Here is a 17,436-nt window from a genome sequence, read left to right as displayed (position 1 = left end):
GTGACTGCCTCCGCCCCGATCGTGACGCTGATCGTCCCCGGACGCGACATCGCCGCCTTCGCCCCCGCCGCCCTGGACTCTCTGCGCGCGCAGACCGAGTCGCGGTGGCGAGCGATCCTCATCGACGACGGCTCGACCGACGAGACGGGGGCGATCTTCGACGCCGCCGCGGCCGATGACCGTCGGTTCACGTCGATCCGACACGAGGCCTCCCGCGGTCTCGGTGCGGCGCGCAATGTCGGTCTCGATCAGGTCTCCACCCCCTACCTCGGTTTCCTCGACGCGGACGACGAACTGCTGCCGGACGCCCTGGCCCGCCTGACGGGAACGCTCGGGCAGACGGGAAGCGACTTCGTCGCCGGTGCCTACGTGCGCTCGCGTCCGCACGGCGGCGGCTACGTCGCCGGTCGCGTGCAGCCCTGGGTCTCGGCGGCGACCTCGCCCGAACGGCTCGCGACCACTCTCGAGTCCCACCCGCGGGTGGTGTCGAACATCGTCGCGTGGTCAAAGGTGAGTCGCACCGACTTCTGGCACGATCTGCGCTTCCCCGAAGGCGTGGCCTACGAGGACCAGGTGGTCGCCCAGCTGATGTACACGCGGGCACGCGCCTTCGACGTGATCCCCGATGTCGTCGTGCGCTGGCGGCTCCGAGCCGACGGCACCTCGATCACCCAGAGCAAGGCGCAGCTGTCCGTTCTGCGGGACTATCTCGCGGCGCTGCGCGGCGGCATCCGGGTGCTGCATGAGGCCGGGGCGCACGCTTCCGTGACTGCACGGCTGGAGCTGATCCTGGCGATGGACCTCGTGCCGCTTCTCGAGATCGCCGACGCGCACCCTGATCCGGCCTACGCGGTCGACGTCGAGGCCTTCGTCGCCGAACTCCGCGCCCTTCCCGAGTTCGCCGATGCCGTGCCAGACCCTGCCATCGCCGCCGCGCTCGCGTGGTGAGAACGAGCCTCCCGACGACGGAACGGTGAACGCGTGAACGACTACCTCTCCTCCCTCTTCTCGCTCGACGGACGCACAGCGATCGTCACCGGTGGCAGCTCCGGCATTGGCCGCGGCATCGCCACGGCGCTCGCACGCGCCGGAGCGGCGACGGTCGTCGTCGCCCGCGGAGAGGACCGCATCCGGGAGACCGTCGACGAGCTGCGTGCTCACGGCTGCCGCGCAGCCGGGGTCGTCGGCGACCTCGGCACCCGTGACGGGATCCACGCCGTCGCAGAGGCCGCGGAGGTGCCGTTCGGCGAGCCGGACATCCTCGTGAACTCGGCCGGCATCAACATCCGTCCGCCGTTCCCGGAGATCACCGAGGACGACTGGGACGCGACGATGACGGTCAACGCGCTCGCGCCCTTCCTGCTCGGCCAGCGCTACGCGAAGGGCATGGCCGCGCGCGGATACGGCCGGCTCCTCCACATCAGCTCCCAGCAGGCCCACCGCGCCTTCGTGGGAAGCGGGGTCTACGGCGCATCGAAGGGTGCCGTCGAATCGCTCATGCGCTCGGAGGCCGAGGCCTGGGGTGGGACCGGCGTCACGAGCAACACGCTCGTCCCCGGCTTCGTGCTGACTCCGTTGAACGCCCGCCTGCAGCAGGATCCGCAGAAGGTCGCCGAGCTCGCGGCACGCACCATGATCGGACGCAACGGACTGCCGAGCGACTTCGCCGGGGCCGCGGTGTTCCTCGCCGGGGCGGGATCGGCCTACGTCACCGGCCACTCGCTGTTCGTCGACGGCGGACTGTCGGTGCACTGAGGCGCCTCGGTGCTCCGGGACCGGTGCCGACGGCTCAGGGCTCCGGCGGGTAGATCCGCTCGTCGGGACGGGGCTCAGCCAACAGCGGCACCGCCGCGGTGATGGCCGCGACGGCATCGGCGCCCGCAGAGTCGACAGGAGCCTTGTCCGCGCGGCGCTCGGCGAGGGGTGCCGGGGCGCCGCCGGTCACTGCCTCTTCGACCGCGGCCTCGGTGTCGAGCACGCGCGACGCCGCCACCTGCTCGGCTGCGAGCTCGGCGTAGAGTCCGCCCAGTGCGAGGAGCTCGGCATGGGTTCCCGACTCGACGATGCGTCCGGCCTCCAGCACGTGGATCACGTCGGCACCCATCACTGTCGAGAGCCGGTGGGCGATGGAGAGCGTGGTGCGCCCCTTCGCCGCCTCGTCGAGCGCTTCCTGCACCACGCGCTCCGACACCGTGTCGAGCGCGGAGGTGGCCTCATCCAGAAGCAGCACCGGCGGATCCTTGAGGAGCACACGGGCGATCGCGATCCGCTGCTTCTCGCCGCCGGAAAGCCGGTACCCGCGCTCCCCCACCACCGTGTCGTACCCCTGCTCGAACCCGGCGATGATGTGGTGGATGTTCGCGGCCGTGCACGCGGCGATCAGTTCGTCCTCGGTCGCATCCGGCTTGGCGTAGCGCAGATTCTCGCGGATGGTGGCGTGGAACAGGTAGGTCTCCTGGGAGACGATCCCGACATGGTCGATGATCGACTCCTGGGTGAGCGCGCGCACGTCGGCGCCGGCGAACATCACCGCGCCTCCCTTCGCTTCGTACAGTCGGGGCGCGAGGTACAGGATGGTGGTCTTGCCGGCGCCGGACGGTCCGACGAACGCGACGTGCTGCCCCGGTTCCGCCACGAACGACACCCCGTCGAGCGTCGGTCTGGCATCGGCGGAGGCGTCCGGGTAGCGGAAGACGACGTCGGCGAACTCCAGACGCCCCCGTGGCCCCGGTGCCTCGTCGACCGTGATCGCATCCGGGGCATCCTCGATCTCCGGCACCAGGTCGAGGTACTCGAAGATGCGGGCGAACAGTGCCGACGACGTCTGCAGGTCGAGCGACACCCGCATCAGTCCCATCAACGGCATGAGAAGTCGTGCCTGCACGGTGGTGAAGGCGACGACGGTTCCCGCGGTGATCGCACCGGTGCCTCCGGCGATCAAGTAGCCGGAGACCAGATAGATGACAGCGGGCACACTGGCCATGAGCACCTGCACGACCGCGAAGAAACCCTGACCGCTCATCGCCCGACGCACCTGCAGCGTGACCTGGTTGCGGTTCTCGGCCTGGTAGCGCTCCGACTCGGTGCGCTGCCGGTTGAACGCCTTCGACAGCAGCATGCCCGAGACGCTCAGCGTCTCCTGGGTGATCGAGGTGAGCTCGGACAGGGATTCCTGCGTCTCCCCCGCGATGCGGGCCCGCACCTGGCCCACCTTGCGCTGCACGAAGATCAGGAACGGCATCATGATCACCGCGATCAGCGTCAGCCGCCAGTCGATCAGGATCATCGCGACGAGCGAGGCGATCACGGTCACGACGTTGCCGAGGATGCTGGTGACGGTGTTGGTCAGCACACCGGAGACGCCGCCGACGTCGTTCTGCAGCCGGGACTGGATGACGCCCGTCTTGGTGCGGGTGAAGAAGCCGAGCTCCATCGCCTGCAGGTGCTCGAACAGCTTCACCCGCAGGTCTCCGGTGACGCTGTTGCCGACGGTCGAGGTCAGCCACGTCTGAGCGACTCCCAGCACCGCGGAGATCAGGAACAATCCGATCATCGCGGCCACGAGCCAGGCCAGCAGCTCGAGGTGCGGCCCGCCCCCGGCCACCGGGAACAGCGCGTCATCGAAGATGCGCTGCACGATCAGGGGCGGAATGACGGCGATCGCGGCCCCGACCACCACCAGGATGCCCGTGAAGAAGATGCGCCAGCGATACGCCCGGAACAGCGAGACCACCCGGGCGCCCAGGCCGTTGATCCGAGGCGCCTCGGCGTTCAGCCTCCGCTGCGCATCTTCATCGACACCGCGAAAACCACCGCGATGTCCACCACCCATGCCGCCGCCCATGCTCATGGCGCCAGCGTACCCACGCACGACGACATCGAGACCCGAGCCCGCGCCGAGCGCGGATATCTGTGAGTTCGGAATGAAATGTCCGCGGCTGCCGTTACGCTGAAGGACTCTTGCGAACTCTCGCGATATCCATTCTTCTTCGCCCTGGAGGCCGCCCATGTCTGCCGTCGATACCGGCTCCCTCTCCACGACCGCCGCACCGGCGGGGGGCGAGATCTCCCGCAAGGACATGCGGGTGATCTGGCTCCTCCTGGTCGCCGCCTTCGTCGCCATCCTCAACGAGACCACGATGGGGATCGCGATTCCCCATCTGAACACCGACCTGGGCATCCCGCCCGAGCTCGGCCAATGGCTCACCAGCGCCTTCATGCTGACCATGGCTGTGGTGATCCCCACCACCGGCTTCATCCTGCAACGGTTCACGACGCGCCAGGTCTTCATCGCCGCGATGATCGCCTTCTCGCTCGGCACGCTCGTCGCGCTCATCGCGCCCGGATTCACGGTGCTGCTCGTCGGCCGCGTGATCCAGGCCGCCGGTACCGGCATCATGATGCCGCTGCTGATGACGACGATCATGAACGTGGTCCCGCCGCAGTCCCGCGGCCGCATGATGGGCCGTGTCGGCCTGGTGATCTCGCTCGCTCCCGCGATCGGCCCGACGCTCGCGGGCGCCGTCCTCGAATTCGCCAGCTGGCGTGCCCTCTTCGGGATCATCCTCCCGATCGCCCTGATCGCCCTGGCCATGGGCGCGAAGTGGATGACGAACCTCGGCGAGACCCGAGCCGTTCCGCTCGACGTTCTCTCGATCCCGCTCGCGGCGCTCGGCTTCGGCGGCATCGTGTTCGGACTCAGCCAGTTCGGCGGCGAGGGCGGATCGGGCGAGACCACCGGCATCGTCTCGCTGGTCGTGGGTGCTCTGTCGCTCGGACTCTTCGTCTGGCGCCAGCTCGTGCTGCAGCGCATCGACGACGCGCTGCTCGACCTGCGGGTGTTCCGCTCCAGCAACTTCACCCTGTCCGTGATCATCATGTCGATCCTGGCGCTGTCGATGTTCGGCACCCTGACGCTGCTTCCGCAGTATCTGCAGAACGTCGCCGGTCTGAACCCGCTGCAGTCGGGTCTGATCCTGCTCCCCGGCTCGCTGCTGATGGGTCTGCTCGGACCGATCATGGGGCGCGTCTACGATGCGCGCGGCACGCGTCCGCTGCTGATCCCGGGCACGATCCTCGTCTCCGCCGCGCTGTTCTTCTACTCGACCGTGGGCGAGCACACCGTGTGGTGGGTCCTCATCATCGTGCAGGCCGCCATGTCGGTCGGACTCGCGATGTCGTTCACGCCGCTGTTCTCCGCCTCGCTCGGTTCGCTCCAGCGCTCCCTGTACTCGCACGGTTCGGCTGTGCTGAACACGCTGCAGCAGGTCGGCGGCGCGGCGGGCGTGGCGCTGCTGCTGGTGACGTACTCGTCGATCCTGCACGCCGGCGAACAGGAGGGACTGTCGACCGCGGTCGCCGGTGCCCCCGGCGCGCGCATGGCGTTCCTGATCGCGGCGATCATCTCGCTCGCGGCGGTGGCCCTCAGCCCGTTCGTCCGCAAGCCTGCAGACGATGCCGGCGAGGGACTCCACGGAGGGCACTGACCGTCCGTAGACGGCCCGCGATGGCGTCTGCCTCTTACTCGCTCTTCGGGGCGGGGATGTGGCAGACGCCATCGCTGCAGTAGCCGACGGCGTCGCCTTCGAGCAGGTTCAGAGAGCCCGGGAGCGGCTGCAGCCCGAGGGGTGCTTCCTGCTGCACGGAGTCCTGCTGCGTGTTCTTCATCCCTCGATCGTACGCCTGCCCGACGCAGGTGGCGCCGAACCGGGCGAGACGCCTCGACAGTGGACGGACGGCGATTCTCGCTTACGGTTGTTTCATGCTCAAACGACTCCTCGCCCGCACGTTCTGGGCGTTCAGCAGATGGACGCTCGTGAGCGAGGCCGCACCGACACGTCCGACCGTTCTCGTGGGGGCACCCCATACGTCGAACTGGGACTTCGTCCTGATGCTCGCCATCGCGTGGCGGCTCGACATCGACGTGCACTGGCTCGGCAAGAAGAGCCTCTTCCGCGGCTGGCGTGGTCCGATCATGCGACGCCTCGGCGGCATCCCCGTCGATCGCTCCGACCCGGCTCGCGTGGTCAAGGATGTCGTGGGACAGGTCCACGCCGGGACCGTGTTCGGTCTCGTCGTCACCCCGGACGGTACCCGCGGCGGCAACGAGTACTGGAAATCGGGCTTCTACCGGATCGCGCGAGAAACCGGCATGCCGGTGACCCTCGGGTTCGTCGACAGGACGACCATGACGTCAGGGCTCGGGCCTACGATCGACCTGACCGGGGATGTCGGGGCGGACATGGACCGGATCCGCGCGTTCTACGCCGACAAGGCCGGCGTGCGTCCCGAACGACGCACCGAGCCGCGGTTGCGCGAAGAGCTCCCCGCCACCACTGAGCCCGACGCCACCTAGGCTGCGCCTCCCGCGGGAAGACCTGGACAGCACCCGCGCCGGGAAACCACACTGAGTCCATGACAGCAGACTCTTCGGGTGGCGAGCACGAGCTCGACGATCGTGCCGACGGACGGGACGAGACCGCGAACGAACGCGCTGATCGCAACTGGGATGAGTTGCTGCAGGAGCTGCGCGTCATGCAGACCGGCACCCAGATCCTCACCGGCTTCCTCCTGGCGGTCGCGTTCCAGCCCCGGTTCACCGATATGGACGAGCTCCAGCGCGACGTCTACGTCATCCTCGTCGCTCTCGCCGCCGTGGCGACCATCCTCGCCCTGGCGCCGGTGGGGATGCATCGCGCGCTGTTCGGGTATCGCCGCAAGCCCGACCTCGTCCGCATCGCCGCCCGGATCGTCCGCATCGACCTGGTCGTGATCGGCGCGCTCACCATCGGGGTGACCACCCTGATCGTCGACTTCACGGTGAACCGCACGGCGGGGATCGTCGCGCTCGTCGCGGCCCTCGTTCTCGTGGCGGCGCTCTGGGTGGCGCTGCCTCGCATCATGCGCGGCAGAGCCCGCGCCCGCGGAGGCGCATCGGAATGACGCGGCGCTCCGCGAGCGCGCGTGCGCTCAGCGTCCTGCCGGACTCCGGTTCTCGGCGCTGACCATCCACGCGAACTGCTCGAGCCGCTCGATGATGGCGTGCAGAAGATCCGCCGAGGTCGGGTCCTCTTCGTCGACGGCGTCGTGCACCTCGCGCACCGTGCCCACTGCGGCTTCGAGGCGCTCGGTGACCAGGTCGATCGTCTCGGTCGTCGACACCTCGCCCGCAGGGAACTCAGGAAGCGACGTCGTCTTGGCGATGGTCGCGCTGCGTCCGTCGGGGACGGCGTGCAGGGCGCGCATGCGCTCCGCGATCGTGTCGCTGAACGTGCGCGCGTCGTCGATGATCTCGTCGAGCTGACGGTGCGTGTCGCGGAAGTTGCGCCCCACGACGTTCCAGTGCGCCTGCTTCCCCTGGATCGCGAGATCGAGCAGGTCGACGAGCACCGCCTGCAGGTTGTTCGCGAGCGTCGTCGAGGCGGTGAATCCCTTTTCGGCGTTCTGCTGCCTCGTCGTCTTCGCCGCGCCCTTCGTCGAGCCGGTCTTCTTGGTCGTTGTGCTTTCAGCCATGGTGTGACCTCCTGCGGGTGACGCTAGTGCGGACGGTGGCCAGGGGCGAGGGGGTTGACACCGTGGGGACGCACCCCGGAATGTGACTCGGGTGAGTGATGCAGACGCAGTGAAAGAAGACCAGGACCCGACGCCGCCGGAGATCGTCATCTCCCCGATCAGCGACGACGACGCCGGCGAGGTGCTGACCGTGCAGCGCGCGGCTTTCGTGTCGGAGGCCGCGATCTACGGAAGCGTCGACATGCCGCCCCTGACGCAGACGCTCCCCGAACTGGAAGCGGAGCTCCGATCCGAGTCCGGGCTGACCGCACGCATCGACGGGCGACTCGTCGGCGCGATCCGATACGTCGAGAAGGACGGTGTGCTCCTGATCGGCCGGATCGCGATCGCTCCCGACATGCAGGGCGAGGGCATCGGAAGGCTGCTGCTCGAGAGCGCCGAGAAGGCGTCGGGCGCTGACGTCGCCGAGCTGTTCACCGGAAGCCTGAGCGAAGCGAACATCCGTCTCTACGAGGCGTGCGGGTACGAGGAGCACGAGCGCGTGCCCGACGGCGACGGCACCGCGCAGGTGTTTCTGCGCAAGCAGCTGCGAGCAGGGTAAGAGCCTCCTCCGAATCCGCGCAAGGGGGTTGAGACCATCTCCGAGGTGGGGCATCGTAGCCCGGACATGTCGCGACCGTGACATGCCCCGACCGGAAGGAGAGTCTCGTGCTCACCCTCACCGACAACGCCTCCGCCATCGTGACGACCCTCGTCAGCCGTCAGACCGACGCCCCGGATGCCGGGCTCCGCATCCACTCGACCGAGGCCCAGGGCCCGGAGGGCGGTGCACGCCTCGCCGTGCTCGTCGCCGCAGACCCGGAGCCGCAGGATCAGGTCGTGGAGGTCGCCGGCACCCGGCTTTTCCTCGATGAGTCGGCCGCTGCCGCTCTCGACGACAAGATCCTCGATGCCGGCGTGGACGACGAAGGCTCCGTCTCGTTCGCCGTCACCCCTCAGGTCGCCTGACCGAAGGATTCCGGATGCCGCGGCCGACTCGGTCGCGGCATCCGTCTGTCTGCACCGCGTAACCTGGAACGAGCTCGCAAACCCGTGCGAACAGTCGAAAGGCCACCGTGAAGATCTCTCTGCTCCGCCGCTTCGTCGTCCTCGCGGAGGAACTGCATTTCCCTCGTGCGGCGGAGAAACTCGGCATTCCGCTGGCCTCGCTCTACACGTCGATCGACAAGCTCGAGGCCGAGGTCGGCCATCCGATCGTCCATCGCGAGGGCCCGACGCGGCTGACACCTGTCGGCGAGCTCCTGCTGGTGGAGGCGAAGACGGCAGTCGCTGCCGCTCCGGAGCCGGTCCGCAACGCCCCCGCCCCTGCCGGAGGAAAGGCCAAAGCCTCGAAGGGCAAGGGCCGCACGCCCGCCGTGAAGGGGCAGCCGAAGCCGTACAAGAAGCGGCAGGGCCGCTAGCGGGACGGCGAAGGACTCAGTCCCAGTCGAGGTACTCCTCGATGACGACCGCGGTCTCGATCGGGTGCGTCATCGGGAACAGGTGATCGGCGCCGTCGATGCTCTTCACGCTCGCGCGCTCCGGTGCCGTCGACTGCAGCTGCTCTCCGTTGGCGAACGGAGCATCGATGTCCTTGGTGCCCTGGATGATCAGGACGGGCATCACCGGCGCGAGCGGGATGTCGCTCTCTTCGACCGCGAGCAGAGCCAGACCGTTCACGCGATCGGCGTGCGCCAGAGCGAAGGCGCGCGCGACAGTGCCGCCGAACCCATGGCCGCCGACCCACGTGTCGCCCAGCCCGACGTGTTCGATCACGGCGAGCGCATCCTCGACACGGTCATCCAGCGAGACCTCTTCGCGCTTGGCCTCGGCACGATGACCGATGCGCAGCACGTGGAAGCCCGCCTCCTCGGCGAGGTAGTGCGAGACGACGCCGAGAACATCAGCAGCCAGATCGCGCTCCTGGATCAGGACGAGCTTGACCGGCCCGTCGCCCTCGTCGACGAAGGGGATCGCGCGGCCGTCGGGCTCGAAGATCTGGGTGTCGGTCATCGGCGTCAATCTCCTCGTGCCGTCGGTGTCAGGAACTCAGGCGGAACGTCCACGGCGGACGCCAGCGACCGGACCGCGGCCGGAGCCGCCGTGTCCCAGCGTATCTTGAGCGGGCGGTCAGGGAGACGATGACATCCGGATGACCTCCACCGACCGCCTACCAGGCCCGCCCGCGAAGATCGATCGGGCCCGCGGGCCAATTCCGTGGTTTCGGATCGAGCGCGAGCGTCAGAAGGGGCGGCCCCGGGGTCTGCGCGACGGGTTGGCCGGCGCGGTCGATCGAGTGCTCGACTGCCGAAATGCGGCGCCACCCGCACGATTCGTAGAAGGCGACGACCTCTTCCCGACACCCGAGATAGCCGTAATCGATGCCTCCGGCATCCTTCATCGATAGGGCTGCGTGCGCGAGGAGCCGGGCACCGGCTCGCTGCCCTCGCGCGTGCGGGGAGATCAGGACGCCACCGACGCCCGCGACCACGACCTCCGCCGTACCGACGCCGATCGTCCGCGGCGCCCAGCCGACGTGCCCCACCACGGCAGGGCCGAACCGGGCGATGACGTGAACGTCATGGGGCGCGTAGCCGTAGGGCTGATCGGGATCCCACGCTCCGAACTCGGCGAAGTACTCGGCATCGAAAAGCTCCCGCAGCCGCGTCAGGTCATTCGCGCTCAGACGATCACGGGGAACCGTGTCGATGTCGACGGCCGTCATATCTCGACGACCTGCCCCGCCTCCACCCGCCACTGCCGGTCGGTCTGCACGGTCGCGAGCATCCGCCGATCATGGGTGACGAGCAGCAGGGTTCCCTCGTAGGACTCGAGCGCCTGTTCGAGCTGCTCGATCGCCGGCAGGTCGAGGTGGTTCGTCGGCTCATCGAGCACGAGCAGGTTGATGCCGCGTGCCTGCAGCAGCGCCAGCCCCGCCCGCGTGCGCTCCCCCGGCGAGAGCTCATCGACGGCGCGCATCACGTGATCGGCCTTGAGCCCGAACTTCGCGAGGAGCGTGCGGACCTCGCCCGACGCCATCTCCGGCACGAGCTCCTCGAAGGCGACGGCGAGCGGCTGCGTGCCGACGAGCTGCGCACGGGCCTGGTCGATCTCGCCGATCTGCACGCTCGCACCGAGGCTTGCGGTTCCCTCATCGGGAAGCTGCCGTCCGAGCAGCCCGCGCAGCAGCGTCGACTTCCCCGCGCCGTTGGGACCGGTGATCCCGATCCGCTCCCCCGCGTTCACCTGGATCGACACCGGGCCGAGCTGGAAGGATCCCTGCCGGAACACGGCCGAGCTCAGCGTCGACACGACCGAGCTGGAGCGCGGCGCCGAACCGATCGTGAACTCGAGCTGCCACTCCTTGCGCGGCTCCTCGACCTCTTCGAGCCGGGCGATCCTGCTCTCCATCTGACGCACCTTCTGCGCCTGCTTCTCGCTCGACTCCGCAGAGGCCTTGCGTTTGATCTTGTCGTTGTCGGGCGCCTTCTTCATCGCGTTGCGCACGCCCTGGCTCGACCACTCGCGCTGGGTGCGAGCACGGGCGACGAGGTCGGCCTTCTTGTCGGCGAACTCGTCGTACTTCTCGCGCTGGTGACGACGGACCGTGGCCCGCTCCTCCAGGTACGCGTCGTAGCCGCCGCCGAAGACCCGGTTGCTGCCCTGCGCGAGGTCGAGTTCCAGCACCCTGGTCACGCAGCGGGCGAGGAACTCACGGTCGTGGCTCACCACCACGACACCGCCGCGGAGTCCGCGTACGAAGGCCTCCAGCCGCTCGATCCCGTCGAGGTCGAGGTCGTTGGTCGGCTCATCCAGCAGCGCGATGTCGAAGCGCGAGAGCAGCAGCGCGGCGAGCCCTACGCGGGCGGCCTGTCCGCCCGACAGCGAGGTCATCATCGCTGCGGCCGGGTCGTCGCCCAGGTCGAGTCCGAGGTCGGCGAGCACCACCGGCAGTCGCTCGTCGAGGTCGGCGGCACCGCTCGCCAGCCAACGATCCAGCGCGGCCGAGTACGTGTCGGCGGGATCTGTGCCCGGTGCGGCGAGGCTGGGGTCACCGAGTGCTGCGGCGGCGGCATCCATGTCGCGGGTCGCGGCCGTGCAGCCCGTGCGACGGCCGATGTAGTCGGTGACGCTCTCGCCGGCGATGCGCTCGTGCTCCTGCGGAAGCCAGCCGACGAAGGCATCGGCCGGTGAGAGTCGGATCGTCCCGGCCTGGGGCTCGTCGACACCGGCCAGCAGCTTCAGGAGGGTCGACTTCCCCGCCCCGTTCGCGCCGACGAGGCCGACGACATCACCCGCGGTGACGGTCAGATCGAGGGAGTCGAACAGGGTGCGGTGGCCGTACCCGCCGGCCAGCCCGTGGGCCACGAGTGTTGCGGTCATCCGTCAATCCTGTCACCCGTGCGGGTGGTGCGCGGACGCGGGCCGTCAGCGGACGACCACGCGCGATCTCTCGAGTCGACGTGTCAGCACGAGGGCGATCGTCAGCGGCACGGCGGCGACCACTCCGAACGAGATGTCGATGAGCTGCCAGCCGAGCGGCAAGCCTCTGATCGCCCCGGCGATGAGTGCCAGCGGAACGATGCCCGCGCACATGATGAGACCCCAGATGGTGACCCACACGTTACGGACCGGATCGATGAGCGGTCCGACGAAGGCGACCGCGATGGCGAGGTGCGCGAATGCCAGCCAGTCCGTGCCGTAGGCCAGGAACGGATAGTCGGTCCCCGTCACGTCGAGCCCCTCCGCGACCCGCTGCACCCAGAAGGCGAGATCGGGGAACGTCATGCTCAGGCCCGTGTTGCCCAGGATGTCGCGCCCGAGCGTGAGTTCTTCGCGCAACGGGAAGGCGGTGACCCCGCTCACGAAGAGCCCGAGGATCACGATGATCAGGCAGATGCGGATGAGGAGTGTGCGGCGTACGGCGATCAAGCGCGCGTTCGCCTCCTGTGTGTCAACATCCATCACGGCCTCCTGGGCGTCTGCTGTCGAAGAGGAGAGTCACCTATTCGGTCGCTCGGGCCACGAGGCTGTCGAAGTCGCGAACGAACAGCGACAGTTCCTCCCCCGGCTCGATTCCGACGATCGCCTGAGCGGTCCAGCCCACGTGGGTCGAGATGTCGCGCGCTGCTTCCCCCGTCAGAGTCACCGAGAGCTCGATGCGCCCGAGATGACGTGCGCTCAGCACCAGGTCCCCCTCGACGGACTCGTACTGCCGCTCGCCCGACCACCCCCGCCAGTCCTGGTCGAGCGCACGGAAGTAGCACACGATTTCCGCGACGTCCCACACGTAGAAGGTCAGCTGAGCATCCAGCCGCGTCCCGTGCAGGCGTGCCTGCAGAGACCGCAGTTTGCCCGACTCGTCGAACTGCGGGTCGCTGAAGTCGAGCGACATGCCCGTATCCCCGAGCCCTGCCGCCTGCGAGACCTCGTCCGTCGCCATGGGTCCTCCGAAGGGCCGAGGTCAGTTGTTGAAGCGGAACTCCACCACGTCGCCGTCCTGCATGACGTAGTCCTTGCCCTCGAGGCGGGCCTTGCCCTTGGCGCGGGCCTCGACGACGGAACCCGTCTCGACCAGATCCTCGAACGAGACGATCTCGGCCTTGATGAAGCCCTTTTCGAAGTCGGTGTGGATGACACCGGCGGCCTGCGGCGCCTTCGACCCCTTGGGGATCGTCCAGGCGCGCGCTTCCTTCGGGCCAGCCGTGAGGTACGTCTGCAGGCCCAGGGTGTCGAAGCCGATGCGGGCGAGCTGGTCGAGGCCGGACTCGTCCTGGCCGGTCGAGGCGAGCAGTTCCGCCGCATCCTCCGGGTCGAGGTCGATGAGCTCGGATTCGATCTTCGCGTCGAGGAAGATGGCCTTCGCCGGGGCGACGAGGGCTGCGAGCTCCGCCTTGCGTGCGTCGTCGGTCAGCACGGCCTCGTCGACGTTGAAGACGAAGATGACGGGCTTCGCGGTGAGCAGCCCCAGTTCCCGGATCGGCGTCAGGTCGATACCGGCGACCGACAGCAGCACGCCGCGCTCCAGCGCGTCCTTCGCCGCGTTCGCGGTCTCGAGCACGATGGGCTCGATCTTCTTGCCGCGCACTTCCTTCTCGTACCGGCTGATCGCCTTGTCGACGGTCTCGAGGTCGGCGAGCATGAGCTCGGCGTTGATCGTCTCCATGTCGGAGGCCGGGTTGACCGTGCCGTCGACGTGCACGACGTCGTCGTCGGCGAAACCGCGCACGACCTGTGCGATGGCGTCGGCCTCACGGATGTTCGCGAGGAACTTGTTGCCGAGGCCCTCGCCCTCGCTGGCACCGCGCACGATGCCGGCGATGTCGACGAACGACACTGCCGCGGGGAGGATCCGCTCGCTGCCGAAGATCTCCGCGAGCTTCTCGAGGCGCGGGTCGGGCAGGTTCACCACGCCGACGTTGGGCTCGATCGTCGCGAACGGATAGTTCGCCGCGAGCACGTCGTTCTTGGTGAGTGCGTTGAAGAGGGTGGACTTGCCGACGTTGGGCAGGCCGACGATGCCGATAGTGAGAGCCACGGGGCACGAGTCTACCTGGCCGGAGCCCCGCGATCCTGCGGAAGGCTGCGCGTCAGTCGCGGACGGCGCGGTACGCCCTGGTCACGTACGGGAGGTCGATGGTCGCGTCGCCGTGCAGGTCGAGCTCGTCGAAGAGAGCGTCGAGCTCCCGGCGGATGCGCGCCTTCTCCTCGTCGGGAGCGGTGATGATGTAGCTGCGCGACGCCGCCATCCGGTGCAGCACATCGCGGGTGACGGGTCGGACCCATTCCCAGCGCTCCTGATCGAGCGGTCCGAACGGCGCGGTGACGACCGGATCGCCCTCGGCGAGCATGATCTCGGCGTGGCTGCCGTGCATGACCTCGGTGAGCCTGCGCACCCACTCGACGCGATCGTCGCGGATGTTCCAGATGAGGCCGAGCACTCCCCCGCTGCGCACCGCACGACCGATCTCTGTCGAGCCCGCGACGGGATCGACCCAGTGCCAGGCCTGGCCCAGGACGACGGCATCAACACTCGCATCCGGAAGAGGCAGCCGCTCCGCCGACCCGACGAAGGTCGGCACACCCGGCACGGCGCCGCGAAGGGCCGCGAGCATCTCGGGATCGGGGTCGACAGCGACCACCTCGGCGTCAGGGGCCTGGGTCAGCACCCGGGTGAGCTTGCCCGTCCCCGCGCCGACATCGGCGACACGGCGGGAATCCGCCGGCATCCGCTCGAGCATCCAGGCCACCGCCTCGAAGGGGTACTCCGGCCTTCCGGCCTCGTAGTCTCCGGCCTGCGCTCCGAACGACGTCGCCATGTCCTCAGCCATGTCGCCAGCATACGGCGAGTCTGCGACCCCACTTCGGGGACCCGGGGGAAAGTGGGGATGTGCCACTGGACTTCACTGCGATCGACTTCGAGACCGCGAACTCCAGCCCGGCCTCCGCGTGCTCGGTCGGACTCGTCCGTGTGCGCGGCGGAGAAGTCGTCGCCACCACAGGATGGCTGATCCAGCCGCCGCCGGGACACGACGAGTTCCAGGAATGGAACGTGCGCATCCACGGCATCCAGCCCGAGGACGTGCTCTCGGCCGCGACCTGGGTCGACCAGTTCGACCGCCTGTGCGCCTTCGCCGGAGCCGACGTGCTCGTCGCGCACAACGCCGGCTTCGACCTCAACGTGCTGCGCCGCGCATCCGAAGCGACGGGTCAGCTCTGCCCGCCCTACCGCTCGCTGTGCAGCCTGCAGGTCGCCCGCAAGACGTACACGCTCGATTCGTATCGCCTGCCGATCGCCGCGGCCGCCGCGGGGTTCGAGGAGTTCTCGCACCATGATGCGCTCGCCGATGCCCGCGCCTGCGCGCAGATCGTCATCGATGCGGCGGCACGAGCAGGTGCGGCCGATGTCTTCGCCCTCGCCGATGCTCTGAGCCTGCGTGTCACCGCGCCGGTCGCTCCGGCCGCCCCCGCTCTGGAGCGCGCCGTCGCCTGACCCGCCTCGTCGCGTCTGACTCGTCACGCGGCATCCGTGCGCGGCGACCGGACAATGTCGGATGCCGGCCGCATCATGAACACATGGATGCTCTGGCTGTCGTTCTTCTCCTCGTCGCCCTCGCGGCGGGTGTCGCTATGGGCTGGTTCCTGCGAGCCGGACGCGGTGCCGACGATCTCGCGCGCGCTCAGGCCGAGCTGGCGGCCGCACGAGACGATCGCGACCGCCAGTACGATCTGTACCGCGATGCCGTCGAGCATGCGCGCAACGAGCAGCGGGCAGAGGCGCAGCGCGTCCAGCAGCAGAACGCCGTGCTGACAGCGCTCGCGCCGGTTCGCGAGAGTCTGCAGCAGATGCAGACCAAGGTCACCGCCATCGAGCGGGAACGGCACGCCCAGTTCGGCACTCTCGAAGAGCAGCTACGCCGGGCCCAGGAGTCCGATGAAGCTCTGCGGGCGACGACCGAGTCGCTCGCCGGGGCTCTGCGTTCCACTGCCACGCGCGGCGTGTGGGGCGAGACTCAGCTGCGCCGCGTCGTCGAAGCCGCGGGACTCACCCGGCACATCGACTTCGATCTGCAGGCGACGATCTCCTCCGACCATGGTCAGGGGCGCCCCGACATGGTGATCCGCCTCGCCGGGGGCAGCTCGATCGCCGTCGATGCCAAGGTTCCTCTCGACGCCTATCTCGAGGCCTCCGCTCTTCCCGGCGGCGACGCGCAGGAGCCGCAGCGCCGCACCCTCATGCAGAAGCACGTCAAGGCGGTCCGCGCGCACATCGACGCGCTGGCGAAGAAGGCCTACTGGGCGGGCCTCGATGCGAGCCCGGAGTTCGTGATCTGCTTCCTGCCGAGCGAATCACTGCTGGCCGCAGCCATCGATGAAGACCCGACCCTCCTCGACTATGCGTTCAGTCGCCGAGTGGCGCTCGCCTCCCCCGTCAACCTCTGGGCTGTGCTGAAGACCGTGGCCTTCACCTGGACGCAGCAGGAGGTCTCGACTGAGGCGCGTACCCTGCTCGCGCTCGGCACGCAGCTCTACGACCGGCTGGGAACGCTCGCCGGGCACGCCGACGATCTGCGTCGAGCGCTGGAGCGCACTGTCGACAGTTACAACCGGTTCGCCGGATCGCTCGAGACCCGTGTGCTCGTTACCGCTCGTCAGTTCCCCGGGGTCGACGCGTCAGCGCTCGCGACAGCCGCCTCGACGACGGCGAGCACGGGCCGGCGATTTACGGCACCAGAGCTGCTCGCTGCAGACTCGGCCGCGGCGCGGGAAGCTCTTTCAGACGGCGACTCTGCTCATATCGACCCGCTCGATCCCACACAGGCCGTCCAGCCCGAGGCCGTCCGCGCCGATGTGGGCGACGTGCGGCTTCGACTCGACGAAGGGTGACACCTTCGGCAGAGCATCAGCCGGTGGTGCGGTAGCTCCGCGGGCGTTCAGCGACGACGGATCAGGCGATGCCGGGAACGCCGCTGAGCAGCAGGATGACGAGTCCGCTGGTGGCCAGGAACGCTCCGATCATCCACCAGGAGCTGATCTCGTGCCCTTCATCGCGGCGGACGCGGAAGAGGACGTCGGCGCGACGAGCCGGATCGACCATCGCGGCCGGTGGCGTCGTGACCGGGGGCGTCGGAACGGATTCCGCATCTGCGCTCACCCGGAGGATGCGCCCCGTGTTGGTCGTGATGATCTTCGTCGGGGCGGCCTTCGAACCGCTCGTGTGCTGCGTTGTCATCTGTTCGCCCTCCTGTGCCTGCGGTGCCTGGCGGCTCCGTCGACGGCGACAAACCCAGTGACAATTGTGACACGGCACCCAGGGGAACCGTGGATCGAGCGGCTGTGAGGCGGTACCGGCTCGATAACGATGCCGCCGATGTCGCCGGCGAT

21 protein-coding genes are annotated in these 17,436 nt (G+C 68.7%); 10 read left to right on the top strand and 11 right to left on the bottom strand.

Translation table 11 applies throughout. The features are described from left to right. Nucleotides 1–948, top strand: coding sequence for a glycosyltransferase family 2 protein (locus tag F6W70_RS05345; RefSeq protein ID WP_151486090.1), 948 nt, complete (start codon nt 1–3; stop codon nt 946–948). Nucleotides 949–981: 33 nt separating this feature from the next. Beyond that, entirely contained in the window at nt 982–1,755 is a 774-nt protein-coding gene (locus F6W70_RS05340) for an SDR family NAD(P)-dependent oxidoreductase (protein ID WP_017828676.1), read from the top strand. A gap of 34 nt (nt 1,756–1,789) precedes the next feature. Here the strand turns inward: F6W70_RS05340 and F6W70_RS05335 are convergent, their stop codons facing one another. Beyond that, the gene (locus tag F6W70_RS05335; RefSeq protein ID WP_151486642.1) at nt 1,790–3,844 is read right to left on the bottom strand and encodes an ABC transporter ATP-binding protein; all 2,055 of its coding nucleotides are present in this window, start codon (nt 3,842–3,844) and stop codon (nt 1,790–1,792) included. Between the two features lie 163 nt (nt 3,845–4,007). On the opposite strand from F6W70_RS05335, the gene F6W70_RS05330 reads away from it, so the two are divergent. Beyond that, the gene (locus F6W70_RS05330) at nt 4,008–5,486 is read left to right on the top strand and encodes an MDR family MFS transporter (RefSeq protein WP_141386681.1); all 1,479 of its coding nucleotides are present in this window, start codon (nt 4,008–4,010) and stop codon (nt 5,484–5,486) included. Between the two features lie 34 nt (nt 5,487–5,520). Here the strand turns inward: F6W70_RS05330 and F6W70_RS17765 are convergent, their stop codons facing one another. Continuing rightward, entirely contained in the window at nt 5,521–5,667 is a 147-nt protein-coding gene (locus tag F6W70_RS17765; protein ID WP_170287859.1) for a hypothetical protein, read from the bottom strand. Between the two features lie 94 nt (nt 5,668–5,761). Here F6W70_RS17765 and F6W70_RS05325 point away from each other — a divergent pair, with 94 nt between their 5' ends. Beyond that, complete coding sequence (locus F6W70_RS05325) at nt 5,762–6,355, top strand: 1-acyl-sn-glycerol-3-phosphate acyltransferase (protein ID WP_151486089.1); 594 nt, start codon at nt 5,762–5,764, stop codon at nt 6,353–6,355. A 59-nt stretch (nt 6,356–6,414) separates the two neighbouring features. Beyond that, nucleotides 6,415–6,942 (top strand): DUF6328 family protein, encoded by a 528-nt coding sequence (locus F6W70_RS05320; protein WP_151486088.1) that lies wholly within the window; start codon nt 6,415–6,417, stop codon nt 6,940–6,942. A gap of 27 nt (nt 6,943–6,969) precedes the next feature. On the opposite strand, the gene F6W70_RS05315 is transcribed toward F6W70_RS05320, so the two are convergent. Further along, nucleotides 6,970–7,512, bottom strand: a complete 543-nt coding sequence (locus tag F6W70_RS05315; RefSeq protein WP_127482637.1) for a Dps family protein — start codon at nt 7,510–7,512, stop codon at nt 6,970–6,972. A 91-nt stretch (nt 7,513–7,603) separates the two neighbouring features. Here F6W70_RS05315 and F6W70_RS05310 point away from each other — a divergent pair, with 91 nt between their 5' ends. The 3 genes from F6W70_RS05310 (at nt 7,604) to F6W70_RS05300 (ending at nt 8,972) form a co-directional block, all read left to right on the top strand. After that, complete coding sequence (locus tag F6W70_RS05310; protein ID WP_318278804.1) at nt 7,604–8,113, top strand: GNAT family N-acetyltransferase; 510 nt, start codon at nt 7,604–7,606, stop codon at nt 8,111–8,113. Between the two features lie 107 nt (nt 8,114–8,220). Further along, entirely contained in the window at nt 8,221–8,520 is a 300-nt protein-coding gene (locus tag F6W70_RS05305; RefSeq protein WP_017828684.1) for a hypothetical protein, read from the top strand. A gap of 107 nt (nt 8,521–8,627) precedes the next feature. Continuing rightward, entirely contained in the window at nt 8,628–8,972 is a 345-nt protein-coding gene (locus F6W70_RS05300; RefSeq protein ID WP_017828685.1) for a LysR family transcriptional regulator, read from the top strand. Nucleotides 8,973–8,988: 16 nt separating this feature from the next. On the opposite strand, the gene F6W70_RS05295 is transcribed toward F6W70_RS05300, so the two are convergent. The 7 genes from F6W70_RS05295 to F6W70_RS05265 all read right to left on the bottom strand — a co-directional run bounded on the left by F6W70_RS05295 (nt 8,989) and on the right by F6W70_RS05265 (nt 14,882). Beyond that, nucleotides 8,989–9,564, bottom strand: coding sequence for an alpha/beta fold hydrolase (locus F6W70_RS05295; protein WP_055864520.1), 576 nt, complete (start codon nt 9,562–9,564; stop codon nt 8,989–8,991). A 157-nt stretch (nt 9,565–9,721) separates the two neighbouring features. Then, entirely contained in the window at nt 9,722–10,276 is a 555-nt protein-coding gene (locus F6W70_RS05290) for a GNAT family N-acetyltransferase (protein ID WP_151486087.1), read from the bottom strand. Then, nucleotides 10,273–11,934, bottom strand: a complete 1,662-nt coding sequence (locus F6W70_RS05285; RefSeq protein ID WP_151486086.1) for an ABC-F family ATP-binding cassette domain-containing protein — start codon at nt 11,932–11,934, stop codon at nt 10,273–10,275. The genes F6W70_RS05290 and F6W70_RS05285 overlap by 4 nt, the downstream gene beginning before the upstream one ends. A gap of 45 nt (nt 11,935–11,979) precedes the next feature. Beyond that, nucleotides 11,980–12,516, bottom strand: coding sequence for a hypothetical protein (locus tag F6W70_RS05280; protein ID WP_151486085.1), 537 nt, complete (start codon nt 12,514–12,516; stop codon nt 11,980–11,982). A gap of 40 nt (nt 12,517–12,556) precedes the next feature. Beyond that, a complete protein-coding gene (locus F6W70_RS05275; RefSeq protein WP_151486084.1) occupies nt 12,557–12,994 on the bottom strand; it encodes a DUF6228 family protein in 438 nt (145 codons plus the stop codon). A gap of 21 nt (nt 12,995–13,015) precedes the next feature. Then, nucleotides 13,016–14,089 (bottom strand): redox-regulated ATPase YchF, encoded by a 1,074-nt coding sequence (gene ychF, locus F6W70_RS05270; RefSeq protein WP_055864540.1) that lies wholly within the window; start codon nt 14,087–14,089, stop codon nt 13,016–13,018. Nucleotides 14,090–14,141: 52 nt separating this feature from the next. Further along, a complete protein-coding gene (locus F6W70_RS05265) occupies nt 14,142–14,882 on the bottom strand; it encodes a class I SAM-dependent methyltransferase (protein WP_151486083.1) in 741 nt (246 codons plus the stop codon). Nucleotides 14,883–14,941: 59 nt separating this feature from the next. Between F6W70_RS05265 and F6W70_RS05260 the strand changes: the two genes are divergently transcribed. Both F6W70_RS05260 and F6W70_RS05255 read left to right on the top strand, forming a co-directional pair. Next, nucleotides 14,942–15,544: a 3'-5' exonuclease gene (locus tag F6W70_RS05260; RefSeq protein ID WP_017828694.1), complete on the top strand. Its 603-nt coding sequence runs from the start codon at nt 14,942–14,944 to the stop codon at nt 15,542–15,544. An 83-nt stretch (nt 15,545–15,627) separates the two neighbouring features. Continuing rightward, entirely contained in the window at nt 15,628–16,938 is a 1,311-nt protein-coding gene (locus F6W70_RS05255) for a DNA recombination protein RmuC (protein ID WP_151486082.1), read from the top strand. A 61-nt stretch (nt 16,939–16,999) separates the two neighbouring features. Here F6W70_RS05255 and F6W70_RS05250 read toward each other — a convergent pair whose 3' ends face one another. Then, nucleotides 17,000–17,284, bottom strand: a complete 285-nt coding sequence (locus F6W70_RS05250; protein ID WP_017828696.1) for a hypothetical protein — start codon at nt 17,282–17,284, stop codon at nt 17,000–17,002. Between the last annotated feature and the right edge of the window lie 152 nt (nt 17,285–17,436).

The sequence above is a fragment of the Microbacterium maritypicum genome, assembly GCF_008868125.1.
GTDB classification, from domain to species: Bacteria; Actinomycetota; Actinomycetes; order Actinomycetales; family Microbacteriaceae; genus Microbacterium; species Microbacterium maritypicum.
This window is presented reverse-complemented; position numbering and strand designations above follow the sequence as displayed.